Below are 16,713 nucleotides of genomic sequence, written 5' to 3'. Positions count from 1 at the left end.
GCGTCTTAGAGGTGAGCGGTCACGACAGGAAGCAGGTCCCGGAATGTCCGGCCGGATGCCTTGGCACCGATGGCGGTCATCGCCCACCCGTTCGCGTCGCGGGAAACCTTGCACATCACCTGCGCGGTGTGCGACCCGGACCCCGACAGGTCATACCGGGCTAGCTCTGCGCCGTTCACCTCGTTGACCAGCCGGCAGTAGGCATTCTCGATCTGCGCGAAGCTCTGCCCGGTGAATGAGTTCACCACGAACACCAAGGTCTGCACCGTTGCCGGCAACGCGGGCAGGTTGACGATGATGCTCTCGTCGTCGCCATCGCCGGCACCGGTGAGGTTGTCGCCGGTGTGCTGAACCGCGCCGCCAGCACCGCGCAACTGCTGGAACCACACCTGGTCGACCAAGGCGCCGCTACGGTCGAAGAGCAGGCACGACGCATCGAGGTCGATGCTCTGCGCCTTCAGTCCTCCGAAGAACCCGCGCTTCTTCACCGCGTCCCAGCCAAGTCCCATCCGTACCTTGGTCAGTGTGGGTCCGCTGGCCTTCGTCAGAGAGACGGTCTGGCCTTTTTGCAGACTTACACTCATGAGCGCTTCCCCTCTGCGTCAACGGTCATTTTCGACCCGCGGTCCACTGCATGCCCCAGTGGTAGGTGTGGTCGAGCAACCGCTGGCCACCGCGAATGTAGCGGACCTCCCGGCGAACGGAGACCTCCCGGCCGTTCCCCTCAAGCAACGCGATCGCGCACGTCATCGCCAACGGATCGGGTTCGTCGAGCCGAATCTCGGCCTGCGGGCCACCGACCGGAAACATGGTCACGACCGCGTTCGCGTCGGCCCAGTTCGGCACCCCCTCGTAGATGAACGCGAAGATCAGGATGCGGCGGATGACGGCCCCGTGGCGGAGATCGACAAAGAGGTTCTCGCCACCGCTGTTGGTGCCGCTGCGGTCGTCGCCGTCGAGCCAGCAGATCGGTTCACGACCGAACGTATGTTCGTCCCTGAAGCTGTTGCCGAGGGCCTGCACGACACCCTTGGAACCGTCGCTGTACTCGAACAGGCAGCCGAGGTCGAGGTCGATGCCAGCCGGCCCGCGTTTGAAAAGGCCGGTCCGGCCGACCTGGGCGGGCTGGGCGTTCCAGTTGAGGTTGACCCGCAGGACTCCAGTGGTGCTTCCCTGTTTGGTCAGTGAGACCTTCGGCGCCGCTTTGGTGAGCGTCACCTTCGCGGGAGCGACGGGAGCGGCAGGAGGGGCGGGAGCGACGGGAGCGGCGGGCGGCGGGGCGGGCCGCTTGGTGTAGTCGATTGGCATGAGGTCTCCTTACGGACGGCCGGCGAGCATCTCACGACGCTCTTGTGCGGCGGCGGAGCGCCCGCCCCGCCGGTTGCGCAGCACCGACGAGATGAAGGCCGCGACGATGAAGGTGACACCTACCAGGCCGGTGACGATCTCGGGCACCTCGTGGCCGATGCCGATCAGCAGAATCAGCCCCAGCGCGCCGATCGCCCAGTGGGCGCCGTGCTCCAGATACACGTAGCTCTGCAGGGTTCCCTTGCGGACTAAGTACACAGTCATCGATCGGATGTACATCGCGCCGACGCCGAGGCCTGCGCCGATGATGAAGATGTTCTGGCTGATCGCGAACGCGCCGATGACGCCGTCGAACGAGAATGACGCGTCAAGCACCTCGAGGTAGAGGAACAGGAAGAAGGCGGCCCTCCCCGCCACCTGGCCAACGCCGTTTCCCCCGGACAGCGACCGTTCGACGTTGGCGGCGTCGCCGTGGATTCCGGCCGGCTCCTCTGCGCCGCCCTCGGTCTCGAACAGCTCGCCCAGGGCATTTACCAGCACATATGTTCCGACACCGAGGACACCGGCGATCATCACGGTGCCAGCCTCATCCGTCAACGTCACCGCAGCGACGACGAGCACGGCCAGCGCCACGACCACCGCCACCTGGTCAAGCCGGCCGATGCGACTCAGCGGCCGCTCCAGCCAGCCCAGCCACCGGACTCGCCGGTCCTGCAGGAAGAAGTCCAGGAACAGCGTCAGCAGGAACATTCCGCCGAACGAGGCAATGCTCGGGTGCGCCTGGTGCAGCAGGTAGGCATAGGTGCCGGGCTGGTCCGCCTCGCCACCCTTCAACGCCAACTGGATGACCTCGACCGGGTTGAGCCGCGCGGTGATACCGACCAGCAGCAGCGGGAACACCAGCCGCATCCCGACGACCGCGATGAGAATGCCCAGGGTCAAGAACAGCCGCTGCCATCGCGCGTTCATCCGGCCCAGAACGGTGGCATTGACCACTGCGTTGTCGAACGACAGGGATACTTCCAGCACACACAAGATGCCGACAATCAGGAATGCTTTGAGCCCGCCGAAAAGAAATGCCGCAGCGAGCACGACCGCAGTGCCGGAAAGCGGCCATCCGAACGTTTTGAGGAGCGTCATTTGAACGGCTGTTAGGCTACGTTGACGCCGTAATCGGTGGCGATTCCACGCAGTCCGGAGGCGTAGCCCTGGCCCACCGCGCGGAACTTCCACTCGCCGTTGTGCCGGTAGAGCTCACCGAAAACCATGGCGGTCTCCGTCGACGCGTCCTCGCTCAGGTCGTAGCGAGCGAGCTCGGCGCCGCCAGCCTGGTTGACCACCCGGATGAAGGCGTTGCGCACCTGGCCGAACGACTGCGAACGCTGCTCCGCATCGTAGATTGAGACGGAGAACACGATCTTCTCGACCTCGGACGGAAGGGTCGAGATCTGGACGTTGATCTGCTCGTCATCGCCGTCGCCCGCGCCGGTCAGGTTGTCGCCGGTGTGCTCGACCGAACCGTCCGAGCTCTTCAGGTTGCCGAAGAAGATGAAGTGCTTGTCAGAGAGCACCCTGCCGTCGGCGCCAGCCATGATCGCCGACGCGTCGAGGTCGAACTCGACGCCGGTGGTGGTGCGAGCATCCCAGCCCAGACCCACCGTGACGGCCGAGAGGCCGGCCGGGCCAGCCTGCTTGGTGAGCGAGACGTTGCCACCCTTGGTCAGGCTTACGCCCATTTCTACTTCCCCACCCTTAATATATAGAACTCGGCTTGTCTTTTGGCCACAACAGTAACGGGCATCATGCCACAAGACCGGAAAAATCAGCCGTTTGGGCATGCACTCTGACCATATGGAGTCGTTAGGCTGCGAGCCGTACGAAGCGGTTTCGGAGTCCACATCCCGAGGGGGAATGCAATGTCGGTCAGCCTGACAAAGGGCGGGAACGTGTCGCTCACCAAGCAAGCACCCAACCTGCGGGCGGTGATGGTCGGTCTCGGCTGGGACGAACGGGCCACCACGGGCGCCGACTTCGACCTCGACGCGAGCGCGCTGATGCTCGGCAGTTCGGGCAAGATCCTGTCCGACCAGCACTTCGTCTTCTTCAACAACCTGAAGAGTCCGGACGGCTCGGTCGAGCACACCGGCGACAACCTGACCGGGGGCGGTGACGGCGACGACGAGCAGGTCCTCGTTGATCTCGCCACGGTTCCAGCCGAGTGTGACAAGATCGTGTTTCCGGTCTCGATCTACGATGCGGACCAGCGTTCGCAGTCGTTCGGCCAGGTGCGCAACGCGTTCATCCGGGTGGTCAACCAGGACGGGGGTGTCGAACTCGCTCGCTACGACCTGAGCGAGGACGCGTCGACCGAGACCGCTATGATCTTCGGTGAGCTCTACCGGCACAACGGCGAGTGGAAGTTCCGCGCGGTGGGCCAGGGCTACGCCTCCGGACTGCATGGGATCGCCACCGACTTCGGTGTGCGCGTCGGCTGAGGGGATCTGATCAACGGATGTCCGAACTGGATCTGGGCGGCGGCGCTCTCGTGCTGACCCCGCCCGCGGCTGTTGTTGTCGTCGAGCCACAGCAGGCGGCGGGCGCGGTGCCCGTACCGACGCAGAAACAACAGGAACTGCGGGCCAAAGCGGCCACCTTTGTCGACGAACTCGTGGCGCTCGACACCAGGTCGCCGGAGTTCACCAAGAAGGTCTCGTCGATCACCACGATGGGCGATCAGGACATGCGCGCGGCCGCCCAGATGTCAAACCGCATGCTCGATCGGCCCGCTGCCGCGGTGGGTAAGGGCGCCAAGCGCGACGACGCACAGACCCGCGTCTCGAACACGCTGATCGATCTGCGCCATACGATCACCGAGCTCGATCCGAGCCGGTCAGACCTGACCGGTGCGAAGAAGCTGCTGAAGTGGCTACCCGGCGGTGACAAGATCGACCGGTACTTCGCCAGGTACCAGTCCGCACAGTCCCACCTCAACGCCATCATCAAGGCGTTGGACGCCGGGCAGAACGACCTGCGCAAGGACAATGCGGCGATCGAGAACGAGAAGGCCAGCATGTGGGCCACGATGGGGCGGCTCGGTGAGTACAACGAGCTCGCCGCCGCCCTGGACCAGGCCGTGGAGGACAAGGTCGCGGCACTCGAGGCAGCGGGAAGCGACGAAGACGCCGCCACGCTGCGCGCCGACGTGCTGTTCCCCATCCGGCAGCGCCGGCAGGACATCATGACCCAGATGGCCGTCAACGTGCAGGGCTACATGGCCCTCGACCTCATCCGCAGGAACAACCTGGAGCTGATCCGGGGCGTCGACCGGGCGCAGACCACAACGATCGCGGCACTGCGGATCGCGGTCATGGTTTCACAGGCGCTCGCCAGGCAGAAGCTCGTCCTCGACCAGGTCACCGCGCTCAGCACCACAACATCGAACATCATCGAGGCGACATCGCAGCAGTTGCGGATGCAGGGCGCGGCCATCAACGAGCAGGCGGCGACGTCCACGATCGACATCTCCCGGCTACAGGCCGCGTTCGACAACATCTTCGCTACCATGGATGCGGTCGATACGTTCCGGGCCCAGGCGGTGGAGTCGATGGCGCAGACTGTCCAGGCGATCGAGGGGCAGATCGAGCGGGCGAAGCCATACCTTGAGCGTGTCCGGCGGAACGAGCAAAGCGGCTGACTGCTCCGTGCGATGGTTCAGGCGCGAGCCCGATGCCGGGTCTCCAGCACACGTTCCGGACAGTCCCGACCCCGAGGACGATCCCGCGGCGATGGTGCGTCGACTGACGGACGCCGAGCGCTTCATCAACCGCAACGCGGGTCGGCTACCCGGTCATGCGGTCGTGCGCGCCCGCTGGCTCACCGATACGCTGCGGGAGATCGTCGGCACCGCGCAGACCCGGCCGCTGGACATCCATGCTGTCGTGCTCATCCGCGGCACCCTGGAGGACTACCTGCCCACGACCTTGCACACTTACCTGGCCCTGGACGACGCCGCGCGGCAACTCCCGCAGCCCACCGAGGAACTGCTGGAGCAACTCGAATTACTCCATCAGACGGCGTCGGGCGTGCTAGTCGCAGTACGCAGCCAGGATGCCGACGCATTGCTGATCCAGGGCAACTTCCTGCGGACCAAGTTCTCCGGCTCCGACCTGGACTTACCATGACGCCGATGAAGCGGGGCGCCAACGTCGGGCTGACCCGGGAGATTCCCGGGCTGCGCGGTGTGGTGCTCGGCGTCCGGTTCCTCGCCGGCGCCGAGCAGACGCTCGCCGACAACCTCGTCGTGGCGGCCATCCTGTGCGACGCCAGAATCAAGGCGCTGTCCGACCGGCACTTCGTCTTCTTCAACCAACTCACCTCATCGGACCTGTCGGTGCGGCAGCTGGAGCAGGTTCTCGGCGCCGACAACGAGCAGATAGAGGTGGATCTGGATCTGGTACCGGCTGAGGTCTTCAGGATCGTCGTGGTCCTCTACGTCAACGAAGGCGCCGTCCAGCGCCGTTCTCTGGGCCAGTTGCGCTCCTGCTCGATCCGTGTGCTCAATCTCGACGACAACGTCGAGCTGGTCCGGTCCGAGGATCTCGCGGCCGGACTGACCCGGGAAACCGGCCTGGCGCTCGGCGAGTTGTACCGGCACAACACGGAATGGAAGTTCAAGGTGCTCGGCGACGCGTACGCCGGCGGAATCACCCAGATCGCCGCCGACTACGGCGTTGCGCTGTGACCGCACCCGCAGGCTCTCCGCTCAGGACAGACCTCCCGTGGCTGCGATACCGTCGCCGCCCGGTGACCGAGGCGCCGGCGGAGGCGACCGGCGCGGCGTCCGCGGTCCGCGACTTCATCGCGGGCCGCCGACCACCGCGCCGGCCCATCACAGCGGACCCGCCGCCATCCGCACCGAGCCCGGCACCGTCGACGTCACTGGACCTGTCCGGACCCGAGTCCCAGCCGGTTCTCCAATCGGTTCCGCATCCGGATCTGGCACAGACGCGGCGGTCCGCCGCCGCGTTCACCCCACGCCGAACCGACCCGTCGGCGCCGACCGTGCTGACCGCGCAACAGCCGACCGTCGTGCTGAGCCGGCTGCAATCCGGGATCGGTGCACTCACCTTCGAGGCGGCCTGGCCCGCCGCGAACCAGTTCCTCCTGGGCTGCACGTATCAGCTGCGCTCCGGCCGTTCCTCGGTGCTGCGCCCGACCGGTTCGGCCACCGCCGCCAGCGGCCCACTGGTCATCGCCGACCGCAACGGCCACCAGATTGTGACGCTGGACCTGCTCGCCGCCCGGCACATCGAACGCCTGCTGCTGTTCGGCATGCTGAGCGCCGCCCCGCCGCAGTGGGGCGGCACGTTGGTCGTCACCACCGCCGGGCAGGCCCGCATCGAGATACCACTGCTGCCACCACGGCCGCAAGTCACTGCTTTGCTGTCGCTATACAACATCGATGGAGAGTTTGTGCTGCGTGCTGAGATGGACTGCATCCTCGGCCAGCTGCGCGACGCCTGCCTGGCGTTCGGCTACGACCGAATCGCCTGGAGAGACGCGAACACTCCGGCGGCCTAAGACCGTGTGTCAGATGAATTCAGCAACGGTGCGCATGCATTGCCGCGAGCAGCCATGCGAACGCAGGCACAGCTGGCGGCCCCGCATCGGTGGCGTTGAGCCTGCTGAGGAGCTGCCAGTAGCGCTCGATCCGCGCGTCGGCCACCATCTCCAGCCATGTGACGAGCGCGGCGGCTTCCTCGGCGGGCTGGTCGGCCGGAACGATCCGGTCGAGTGTCTCGCGGCCTTCGACGGAGTCGGCAGCGACGCCGCGCCCGACGGCGCCTCCGGCGTGGGCAAGGACGAGCGGTCGGAGGTTCAGCCCGAACTCCAGACGTGGGTCATCGTCGGCGCTCAGCACCATGGCGCGGATCTTCTGCCGAAAGTCGCCGTCGGCGATCAGCTCGGCCAGCTCCAGCCAGGCGTCGATCTGCTCGTCGGTGGGTTCCTCGCCGAGTTCGGCGGGCAGCTCACGCATCCAGCCGGCGACGACGGCACTGTCCGGGTCGGCCGTACCGTCGAACGCGCTGTCGACGAAGTCGTCGATGATGCGCTGGCGCTCCCGCGCGGACAGTCTGGCGAGCTTGTTCATCAAGGTCATCTCCTCAGTAGTGCTCTGCCGACGGGCAACGGTGTGCAGGACCGCGCGCCGTAACCGCAGCGTGCGAATCTCCGCATCGAGCGCCTTGACGTGGGCCGCCGCAAGATCGGCCAGTGTGACGTGCTTGGCCAGCAGCGCTGCGGCGGCATCGAGACCAAGGCCCAGATCACGCAGCGTTCGAATGAGCTCCAGCCGAGCGACGGCCACCGCGTCGTAGAGCCGGTACCCGCCGCTGGAACGGCCGACTGGCGGTAACACGCCCCGATCCGACCAGAACCGGACGGTCCGGGCCGACACACCGGCGCACTGCGCGAGCTGCCCGATCGTGTAGAGATCCGATTCGCGATCCATGCACAAAGCCTGAAGGTTCCACCGGATGGAAGCTCAAGCGGACGCGCCCACAATCGCGACGACCGCGGGTCGCGTCCGCTGGCGAGGCGACCGCCGCGGCATTAAATGCATCTCGTCGGGGCTGCGCGGATGCGAAGCTGACCCCATGTACGCATCGGTTCCCGCCCAGGTCGACCTCGGCGCGCTGGAGCGCGGGATTCTCGAGTTCTGGCGGGACCGCGACATCTTCGCGCGCTCCCTCGAACAGTCCGCCGGGCAGCCGGAGTGGGTGTTCTACGAGGGCCCGCCGACGGCCAACGGGATGCCCGGTGCGCACCACATCGAGGCGCGCGTGTTCAAGGACGTCTTCCCGCGGTACAAGACCATGAAGGGTTTCCACGTCGCGCGGAAGGCGGGGTGGGACTGTCACGGGCTGCCGGTGGAACTGGCCGTGGAGAAGGAGCTCGGCTTCTCCGGCAAGCAGGACATCGAGGCGTACGGCATCGCCGAGTTCAACGCGAAGTGCCGCGAGTCGGTGACCCGGCACACGGACGCATTCGGTCGGCTCACCGAGCGCATGGGCTACTGGGTCGACATGGACCGGGCCTATCGGACCATGGATCCGCAGTACATCGAGTCGGTGTGGTGGTCGCTGCGGCAGATCTTCGACAAGGGGCTGCTCGTCGAGGACTTCCGGGTGGCGCCGTGGTGCCCGCGGGACCAGACCGGGCTGTCCGACCACGAGCTGGCCCAGGGCTACGAGACCGTGACCGACCCCTCGGTGTACGTCCGGTTCCCGCTCATCAGCGGACCCCTCGCGGGCCGCGCGGCGCTGCTGGTGTGGACGACCACGCCGTGGACGCTGGTGTCGAACACGGCCGTCGCCGTGCATCCCGACGTGACGTACGTCGTGGCCACCGACGGCACCGAGTCGCTCGTGGTCGCCGAGCCGCTGCTGGCGAAGGCGCTCGACGAGGGCTGGGCGCCCACCGGGGAGTCGTTCACCGGCAAGGAGATGCAGCGCTGGGCGTACGAGCGGCCGTTCGCCCTCGTGGAGATGCCCGGCGCGCACTTCGTGGTCCTCGGAACATACGTGACCACCGAGGACGGCACCGGTCTGGTGCACCAGGCGCCCGCGTTCGGCGCGGACGACTTCGCCACCTGCCGGGCGTACGACCTGCCGATGGTCAACCCGGTCCGGCCCGACGGCCGGTTCGAGCCGGGCCTGGCGCTGGTCGGCGGCGCGTTCTTCAAGGACGCCGACGCCGTGCTCGTCGCCGACCTCGCCGCGCGCGGGCTGCTGCTGCGGCATCAGGCGTACGAGCACTCGTACCCGCACTGCTGGCGCTGCCACACGCCGCTGCTGTACTACGCACAGCCGTCCTGGTACATCCGGACCACGCAGGTCAAGGACGCCCTGGTGCGCGAGAACGAGGCCACCGCCTGGCATCCCGAGTCGGTCAAGCACGGCCGCTACGGCGACTGGCTCACCAACAACGTCGACTGGGCGCTGTCGCGCAGCCGCTACTGGGGCACGCCGCTGCCGATCTGGCGCTGCGAAGATGGGCACCTGACCTGCGTCGGGTCCCTCGCGGAGCTGAGCGAGCTGGCTGGGCGGGACCTGAGCGGGCTGGACCCGCACCGGCCGTACATCGACGAGGTCACCGTCGCCTGCCGGTGCGGTGCGAGGGCGCGGCGGGTGCCGGAGGTGATCGACGCCTGGTACGACTCGGGGGCGATGCCGTTCGCGCAGTACGGCTACCCGCACCGCGACGCCGGGCTGTTCGCCGCGCGGTATCCGGCCGACTTCATCTGCGAGGCCATCGATCAGACCCGCGGCTGGTTCTACACGCTGATGGCGGTCGGCACGCTGGTGTTCGACCGTTCGGCCTACCGCAGCGTGGTCTGCCTCGGCCACATCCTGGCCGAGGACGGCCGGAAGATGTCCAAGCACCTCGGCAACGTCCTGGAGCCGATGGCGCTGCTGGAGCGGCACGGCGCCGACGCGGTGCGCTGGTTCATGGCGGCGGTGGGCTCGCCCTGGTCGGCGCGGCGGGTCGGGCACACCGCGATCCAGGAGGTCGTGCGCAAGATCCTGCTGACGTACTGGAACACGGTGGCGTTCCAGAGCCTGTACGCGCGTACGGCCGGATGGACGCCGGCGCGGGGCGTCCCGGTTGGCAGCCGCCCGGTCCTGGACCGCTGGCTGCTGTGCGAGCTCAACATCCTCATCGGCGAGGTCGACGCGGCGATGGCCGGGTTCGACACGCAGCGGGCCGGGCGGCTGCTCGCCGCCTTCGTCGACGACCTGTCGAACTGGTACGTGCGACGGGCCCGGCGCCGGTTCTGGCGCGGCGACCCGGCCGCGCTGGCCACCCTGCACGAGGCGATCACCGCGGTGACCCTGCTGATGGCGCCGCTCATCCCGTTCGTGACCGAGCGCGTCTGGCAGGACCTCGTGGTGCCCACCACGCCCGGGGCCCCGCCGTCAGTACACCTGGCCGAATACCCCGTCGCCGACCCGGCGCTGATCGATCGCACGCTGCCGGAGCGGATGGCGCTGGTGCGGCGCCTGGTGGAGCTGGGCCGGGCGGCGCGCGCCGACGCGGCGGTGAAGACCCGCCAGCCGCTCGCGCGGGTGCTGGTGTCCGCGCCCGCGCTGGACGGGCCCGGCGGCCTCGAAGCCGAGCTGCTGGAGCTGCTCGCCGACGAGCTGAACGTCCAGGCCGTGGAGCCGCTGCACGGGTCCCTGGTGGACACGTCCGCGAAGGCGAACTTCCGCAGCCTGGGCCGGCGCTTCGGCAAGCGCGTGCAGGAGATCGCCGCGGCGGTCGCGGCCGCGGACGCCGGCGCGCTCGCCGCCGCGCTGCGCGAGTCCGGCCGGGCGATGGTGCTGGTCGGCGCGGAGACGGTGACGCTGGAGCCCGACGACGTGTTCCTCACCGAGACGCCGCGCGAAGGCTGGGCGGTGTCCGGCGACGCCGGCCTGACCGTGGCCCTGGACCTGCACATCACGCCGCGGCTGCGCCGGGCCGGCATCGCCCGCGAGGTGATCCGCCAGGTGCAGGAGGCCCGCAAGAGCACCGGCCTCGAGGTCGCCGACCGGATCGAGCTGCGGTACCGGGCCGCGGACGCGCAGACCGCGCAGGCGGTGGCCGAGCACGCCGGTGCGATCGCTCAGGAGGTCCTGGCGACCGTCTTCGCGCAGGGCGAGCCGCAGTGGCCGGACGCCGAGGCGCACGAGGTCGGCGGGCTGACCTTCTGGCTGCGCAAGGCCTGACCGCAGAGCCCGAGCGGTCCGCCCGAGCCTATTTCGGCGCCGCCAGCAGGCCGGGCAGCCGCGCGGCGACCTCCTCGACCGACGGCAGCACCGGCACCCCCGGCGTCGCCGGCGGCCGGTCCACGACCACGACCGGGATCTCCAGCGCCCGCGCGGCCTCCAGCTTCGCCGCGGTCATCGCGCCGCCGCTGTCCTTGGTCACCAGCACGCCGATGTCGTGGCGCCGCATGAGCCCGATCTCGCCCTCGACGGTGAACGGCCCGCGGTCGAGCACCACCTCCAGGCGCGGCGGTACCGGGGGCACCGGTGGGTCCACGCACCGGACCAGGAACCACCGCGAGCTGAGGTGCGCGAAGTGCGACAGCCCCTGCCGGCCCGTGGTCAGGAACACCCGCTCGGCCAGGGCGGGCAGCAGCTCCGCCGCCGCGTCCAGCGACGGCACGTGGCGCCAGTCGTCGCCGGGCCGCGCCTCGAATCCGGGCCGGCGCAGCACGACCAGCGGCACCCCGGCCGCCGCGCACGCCTGGGCCGCGTTGTCCGACATGCGCGCCGCGAACGGGTGCGTGGCGTCGACGACGGCGTCGACGCGCTCGGCGCGCAGGTAGCCGGCGAGCCCCTCGGCCCCGCCGAAGCCGCCGACGCGAACCTCCCCCACCGGCAGCGCCGGGTCGGCGACGCGGCCGGCGAGGGAGGAGATCACGCGGTGGGCGGGCAGTAGCACCGAGGCCAGCCGCCGCGCCTCCCCGGTGCCGCCGAGCAGGAGCACGGTGGCCATCGGGGCAGCCTAAACCGGAGCCGGGGAAGGAAGCAGCGGCGGCCCCGGAAGACCGGGGCCGCCGCCGTCAGGTTGTGCCGTACTTGCGGGTGTTTACGGGTAGTTGACCAGGTTGGCCACGTTGCTCGCGGAGTTCGCCGTGCCGCCCGTGTTGTTGATGATGCGGGCGATCGTGCCGGTGCCGCCGAGGGACACGGTCACCATGTTGTGGAACTTGACGTTCGGGGTCTGGGGCACCTCGAACGACCGGCCCAGCACGACGCTCGGGTTGCTGCTGAAGTAGCAGTAGCTGCCCAGGCCCCATGCCTCGTGCGTGGTGACGTTCGCGCCGACCTTGTACGCCGCCCAGCCCTGCGCCCCGGCGCCGCTGGACCAGCTGGCCTGGTTCGGCACGTCGTACGGGATCTCGTTCTGGAAGAAGTACGTGCGGCCGCCGTTGCCGTTCCAGATGACCTGGTACTGCTGGTAGTGCTCGACGAACAGGCCGTAGAACGTGACGTTGTTGCCGTTGACCACGAGGCCGTTGGCGGCGGTGTTGATGTTCCAGCCGACGGTGCCGCCGTTGCCGTGGTCGGCGCGCCAGATCCAGGTGTGGTCGCCGATCACGTTGTTGCTGTTGATGCGCAGGCTGACCGTGGCCTTGCCCACCGTGGCGCCACCGATGCGGAAGAACACGTCGTGCAGCGAGGTCGGGTTGGCCGAGTGGTCAGCCGCGGAGCCGGACGGGCCGACCTCCATGAGCACCTGGGAGTTGGTGGTGCCGGCGTCGAAGAGCACGCCCGCCACCTTCACGCCGTCGACGTCGGCGACGGTCATCGCGGTCACGCCGTTGTCCGGCACGATCGTGGCGAGGCCGAGGCCCAGCACGACGGTGTCGGGGCGGGTGACGCGGATCGTGTCGTTGACGTGGTACACGCCGGGGGTGAAGAGCAGGTTCTGCCCGGCGGCCAGGGCCGCGTTGATGGAGGCGGCGGTGGCGCCGGCCTTCACGATGTAGAACTGGCTGATCGGGAGCGAGCTGCCCGGCTGGTTGCCGCTCTGCCACGAGTTGCCGACCGAGTTGGTGCGCAGGCCGGGCACGAACACCTGGTAGTTGCCGGCGCCGTCGATGTACAGGAACGGCTTCTCGCGCACGATCGGGGTCTGCGCCACACGGGTGTACGGCGGGTTCGGGAAGTTGCCGCTCGGCGCGTTGGTGTCGCCGACGAAGACCATGTTCCAGTTGGAGCCGGTCCAGCTGCCCATGGTGGAGTTACGGGTGATGAACTGCTGCTGCGTGCCGGAGCGGATCTGCCCGTCGATGGCGGAGTCGGAGATCCAGCCGCCGGACGACCAGCCGCCGTCGTCGAGGATCAGGTTGCCGCGCACGTGCATGCGACGGTACGGCGCGGCCTGGGAGACGGCCCAGCGGTCGCTGCCGCCGGTCGGGTTGACCGACAGGTTCTCCGCGGAGCGCCAGAAGTTCTGGGTGGCGTTGCCCTGGAACCAGTCCGCCTCGGCGTGGACGGCGCCGTTGATGGTGACCTGGTCCGGCGACAGGCCGAGGCCCGCGACCTGGGTGTAGAAGCCGACGTTGGCGTCGACGTTGTACGTGCCCGGCCGGAACAACAGCGCGTAGCGCTGCGGGCCGAACTGGTTGGTCACCTGGGAGTTGAAGACCGAGTTGAGCTTGCTCTGAATGGTCGACGACGACATCGACGGGTCGAAGATCGACACGTTGGGGCCGAGGTCCGGGTTGCCGTTGTTCGGCGGGTTGCTCGTGGGCGGGTTGCTGGTGGGCGGCGTGGTGCCACCCGGGAGGTTCCACTTCTGGTTGGCGCTGGCGAAGCAGTCCCAGATCTGCAGCGGCGTGCCGTCCGCGGAGCTGTTGCCGGTGGCGTCGAGGCACTTGCCGAGGGAGCGCAGGGTGCCGTCGCTGTTCCTCGCCCACTGCTGCGCGGTGGTGCCGTTGCAATCGTAGATCTGCACCTTGGTGCCGTTGGCGCTGCTGGCGGCGGCGACGTCGAGGCACTTGCCCAGCGCGCGGATCGTGCCGTCGTCGCCGACGGTCCACTGCTGGGCGCCGGTGCCGTTACAGGTGTACAGCTGCACCTGCGTGCCGTTGGCACCGTTGGCCCCGGCGATGTCGATGCACTTGCCGCCGAAGCCGGTGATCTGGCCGACGGTGGCCGCCGACGCGCTGCTCATGGCGAACATGCCGATGCCGGCGGCGGCCAGGACGGTCGCCACCGTGGCGAGACCGATCCTCAGGCGGGGCCGTCGCCTGGTCCTGGTGGAGGGGGTCAATGGGGTGTCCCTTCTGGGCGGGAGCCCGCGGACCCGGGTCGGGTGGGTCCGGGGCGGGCAATCTGTGAAGTCACCTAACAGATCCACCGGAGGCTATTCCCGCCCCGGACCAGAGTCAATACAAGACTCGAATTAAGGTTCTGACCTGCGAATTTAAGGCTCCCCCTAAGGCAGGATCTGGCCCGTGCCGCCCGCGGTCTCGTTGACGGACTCGAGCCACGCCTTCATGTCGGTCTTCTTCAGGCCGGTTCCGCCCACGACGACGGTGGTGCCGGCGATGAGGGTCGGGTACATCGAGGCCTGGTCCTGCGCGTACGCCTTCGCCGCGTTGGCCGCCTTGAACTCCACGAAGATGGCCTGCTGCCCGCGGTGCGGCAGCGCGTCGCCCTTCTTCGCGTAGCAGTCGAACTGCTTGAAGCTGGCGACGGCCGAGCGGTACTTCGCCGGCACGCCCGTGGAGTTGGCGTCCCACTGGCCGAGCGGGCAGTCCGGGTCCTTCGTGAACAGCTCGCCGGTGAGCTTGCCGACGGTGGCGAAGCTGAGCTTGCCCGCCTCGCCGGAGGCGCCGGGCTTGGTCGAAGCGCCGGGCTTGGCCGAGCCCGACGGCGCGGCGCTGCCCGAAGGCTCGCCGGACTCGGCGGCGGAGGCCGTCGGCGCGGCGGAGTTCGCGGCGGCCGGGGTGTCGGACTTCTTGTCCTCGCCGCACGCCGAGGTGAGCAGCAGGGCGGCGCAGGCGACGGAGAGCACGGGCAGCAGACGCTTCAAAGGCTTCACGGGGATTCGTCTTCCTCATGTGGTACCGCGTGCGGCACGCGATATCGGCGTTGGACGCTGAGCAACGTATGCGCGCCCGGACGCCGTTGAATCCCGGATGTATGCCACCCGACAACGATCGTGTTCTACCTCACGTCCTTGCTCGTGAACCGTTGTCACACAGTTGACGGAAGTCGTTGCCGGCGGACGGGCCGGCCGGGAAGCGCGCTTCGGGCATCCGGCCGGCCCGTCCTTCTTTGGTGCCGGTGCCCCGGCCGTCCGCTTACCGGGGCACCCGCTCGTCCGGGCCTCAGCCCTGATATTGGGCGATCACCCGTGTGTAGTCCCAGGCCGCCCGCGAGACGCCGCCGCAGGTTTCGTTCGCCGTCGCGGCTCCCGCGACATCGACACACTTGCCGCCGACGCCGATGACGAGCGCACCGCGGCCGGCGGGGCATCGACCGGGCGGTCGTCTGTTAAGTTTCCTTCCAAATTGAGTGAAGGCTATGACTCAGTTTCCTTTCGAGTCAAGAAAAGAGGCGAAAAAAGCCAATGCCGGGTTGAACACGCCGGCCGCGCGTCGGTCAGGGGCGGGTGGCGCGGCGCAGGAGTTCGGCCATCGGCAGCGTCGCGGCGCCGAACGCGACCGCGTCCGGACCCAGCTCGCACAGCTCGATCGACACCTGGCCGAACGGGTGCTCCAGTGCCTGTTCCCGCGCCGCCTCGCGGATCTGCGGCAGCAGCCTCGCGCCCAGGGCCAGGCCGGCCCAGCCGCCGAGGACCACGCGCTCGGGGTTGAACAGGTTGACGAGGTTGCCGATCCCGGCGCCCAGGATGCCGGCGGTCTCGGCCAGCGTCTCGGCCGCGGCCGGGGTGCCGGCGGCGATGAGCGCGGTCACGTCGGCGATCTCGCCGTCCGCGGCGGGGCGGGTCGGGTCGAGGGTGCGGTACCGCTCGAGGATCCCCTCGGCGCCGACATAGGCCTCGAGGCAGCCGCGCGCGCCGCAGCGGCACTGGCGGCCGCCATACACGACCGTGGTGTGGCCCCACTCGCCGGCGCTGCTGCTCGCGCCGCGGTACACGGTGCCGTTGGTGATCACGGCGGCGCCCACGCCGGAGCCGACCAGCACGATGACGGCGTTGCCGACGCCGCGCCCGGCGCCGAACCACATCTCGGCCTGGCCCTGGGTCTTCGCGCCGTTCTCGACGAACAGCGGGGCTGTGATGCCGCGCTCGCGCAGCAGGTCGTGGAAGGAGACGCCGCGCCAGCCGAGGGTCGGCGCATACACCCGGGCGGGGTCGGCCTGCTCCACCGTGCCCGGCACGCCGATGCCGATGCCGACCAGCGCACCGGTGTCGCCCCCGGTGAGCACCTCGCGGATGCCGGCCTCGAGCTGCCCGGCGACCGCCGACGGGTCGGGGCGCGAGGACGGCAGCGGCTCGTCGACCGTCGCCAGCCGGGTCATCGCGAGGTCGAACAGCTCGACCTTGACGCCCGTCTCCCCCACGTCGGCGCCGACCAGCCGGCCGAAGTCGGGGTTGACCCGCAGCAGCACCCGCGGGCGGCCGCCGTCGGACTCGATCTGGCCGGCCTCGATGATCAGACCCTCGTGCAGCAGCTCGGCGGTGACGCTGCTCGCGGTCGCGGCGCTCAGCCCGGTGATGCGGCTCAGATCGTGCCGGCTCAGCGGCCCCCTGAAGAACAGCTCCGACAGCAACGTCGAACGGTTGCGCCGTCGCATGTCACGCGTCGTCGCGCGCTCGACCTCGATGCGCACCACCGCAGTCCGGCCCTCCCCCTTGATCCCTCGGTAGCGATCG

Annotated in this window: 15 protein-coding genes; 6 read left to right on the top strand and 9 right to left on the bottom strand. The window is 68.9% G+C overall.

Going from position 1 to position 16,713, the window contains the following annotated elements; translation table 11 throughout:
* Positions 1-5: 5 nt before the first annotated feature.
* Genes AB0367_RS07050 through AB0367_RS07035 form a run of 4 tightly spaced genes read right to left on the bottom strand, consistent with a single transcriptional unit; the run spans position 6 to position 3,044 of the window.
* On the bottom strand, positions 6-584 hold the full coding sequence (locus AB0367_RS07050; protein ID WP_366225273.1) for a TerD family protein: 579 nt from the start codon (positions 582-584) through the stop codon (positions 6-8).
* A gap of 25 nt (positions 585-609) precedes the next feature.
* On the bottom strand, positions 610-1,308 hold the full coding sequence (locus AB0367_RS07045; protein WP_366225272.1) for a hypothetical protein: 699 nt from the start codon (positions 1,306-1,308) through the stop codon (positions 610-612).
* 9 nt (positions 1,309-1,317) lie between these two features.
* Positions 1,318-2,448, bottom strand: a complete 1,131-nt coding sequence (locus tag AB0367_RS07040) for a DUF475 domain-containing protein (protein WP_366225271.1) — start codon at positions 2,446-2,448, stop codon at positions 1,318-1,320.
* 11 nt (positions 2,449-2,459) lie between these two features.
* The gene (locus AB0367_RS07035; protein WP_366225610.1) at positions 2,460-3,044 is read right to left on the bottom strand and encodes a TerD family protein; all 585 of its coding nucleotides are present in this window, start codon (positions 3,042-3,044) and stop codon (positions 2,460-2,462) included.
* A 180-nt stretch (positions 3,045-3,224) separates the two neighbouring features.
* Between AB0367_RS07035 and AB0367_RS07030 the strand changes: the two genes are divergently transcribed.
* From AB0367_RS07030 to AB0367_RS07010, 5 genes are all read left to right on the top strand, one after another.
* Positions 3,225-3,803: a TerD family protein gene (locus tag AB0367_RS07030; protein ID WP_366225270.1), complete on the top strand. Its 579-nt coding sequence runs from the start codon at positions 3,225-3,227 to the stop codon at positions 3,801-3,803.
* 50 nt (positions 3,804-3,853) lie between these two features.
* Positions 3,854-5,002, top strand: coding sequence for a toxic anion resistance protein (locus AB0367_RS07025; RefSeq protein WP_366225269.1), 1,149 nt, complete (start codon positions 3,854-3,856; stop codon positions 5,000-5,002).
* Positions 5,003-5,093: 91 nt separating this feature from the next.
* Positions 5,094-5,489 (top strand): hypothetical protein, encoded by a 396-nt coding sequence (locus AB0367_RS07020; protein WP_366225268.1) that lies wholly within the window; start codon positions 5,094-5,096, stop codon positions 5,487-5,489.
* Positions 5,490-5,494: 5 nt separating this feature from the next.
* Positions 5,495-6,049: a TerD family protein gene (locus AB0367_RS07015; RefSeq protein ID WP_366225267.1), complete on the top strand. Its 555-nt coding sequence runs from the start codon at positions 5,495-5,497 to the stop codon at positions 6,047-6,049.
* Between the two features lie 62 nt (positions 6,050-6,111).
* Positions 6,112-6,888 (top strand): hypothetical protein, encoded by a 777-nt coding sequence (locus AB0367_RS07010; RefSeq protein ID WP_366225266.1) that lies wholly within the window; start codon positions 6,112-6,114, stop codon positions 6,886-6,888.
* Positions 6,889-6,907: 19 nt separating this feature from the next.
* Here the strand turns inward: AB0367_RS07010 and AB0367_RS07005 are convergent, their stop codons facing one another.
* Positions 6,908-7,819 (bottom strand): MerR family transcriptional regulator, encoded by a 912-nt coding sequence (locus AB0367_RS07005; RefSeq protein WP_366225265.1) that lies wholly within the window; start codon positions 7,817-7,819, stop codon positions 6,908-6,910.
* Between the two features lie 145 nt (positions 7,820-7,964).
* Between AB0367_RS07005 and ileS the strand changes: the two genes are divergently transcribed.
* Complete coding sequence (ileS, locus tag AB0367_RS07000; RefSeq protein WP_366225264.1) at positions 7,965-11,078, top strand: isoleucine--tRNA ligase; 3,114 nt, start codon at positions 7,965-7,967, stop codon at positions 11,076-11,078.
* A gap of 28 nt (positions 11,079-11,106) precedes the next feature.
* On the opposite strand, the gene AB0367_RS06995 is transcribed toward ileS, so the two are convergent.
* The 4 genes from AB0367_RS06995 to AB0367_RS06980 all read right to left on the bottom strand — a co-directional run bounded on the left by AB0367_RS06995 (position 11,107) and on the right by AB0367_RS06980 (position 16,673).
* Positions 11,107-11,853 (bottom strand): cobalt-precorrin-6A reductase, encoded by a 747-nt coding sequence (locus AB0367_RS06995; RefSeq protein WP_366225263.1) that lies wholly within the window; start codon positions 11,851-11,853, stop codon positions 11,107-11,109.
* A 93-nt stretch (positions 11,854-11,946) separates the two neighbouring features.
* Positions 11,947-14,082, bottom strand: coding sequence for a ricin-type beta-trefoil lectin domain protein (locus AB0367_RS06990; RefSeq protein WP_366225262.1), 2,136 nt, complete (start codon positions 14,080-14,082; stop codon positions 11,947-11,949).
* A 222-nt stretch (positions 14,083-14,304) separates the two neighbouring features.
* Complete coding sequence (locus tag AB0367_RS06985; RefSeq protein ID WP_366225261.1) at positions 14,305-14,913, bottom strand: hypothetical protein; 609 nt, start codon at positions 14,911-14,913, stop codon at positions 14,305-14,307.
* Positions 14,914-15,476: 563 nt separating this feature from the next.
* Positions 15,477-16,673, bottom strand: coding sequence for an ROK family protein (locus AB0367_RS06980; RefSeq protein WP_366225259.1), 1,197 nt, complete (start codon positions 16,671-16,673; stop codon positions 15,477-15,479).
* Positions 16,674-16,713 lie beyond the last annotated feature (40 nt).

Origin of the sequence: Dactylosporangium sp. NPDC051484 (assembly GCF_040689395.1) — a bacterium.
In the GTDB taxonomy this organism is placed as follows: Bacteria; Actinomycetota; Actinomycetes; order Mycobacteriales; family Micromonosporaceae; genus Dactylosporangium.
This window is presented reverse-complemented; position numbering and strand designations above follow the sequence as displayed.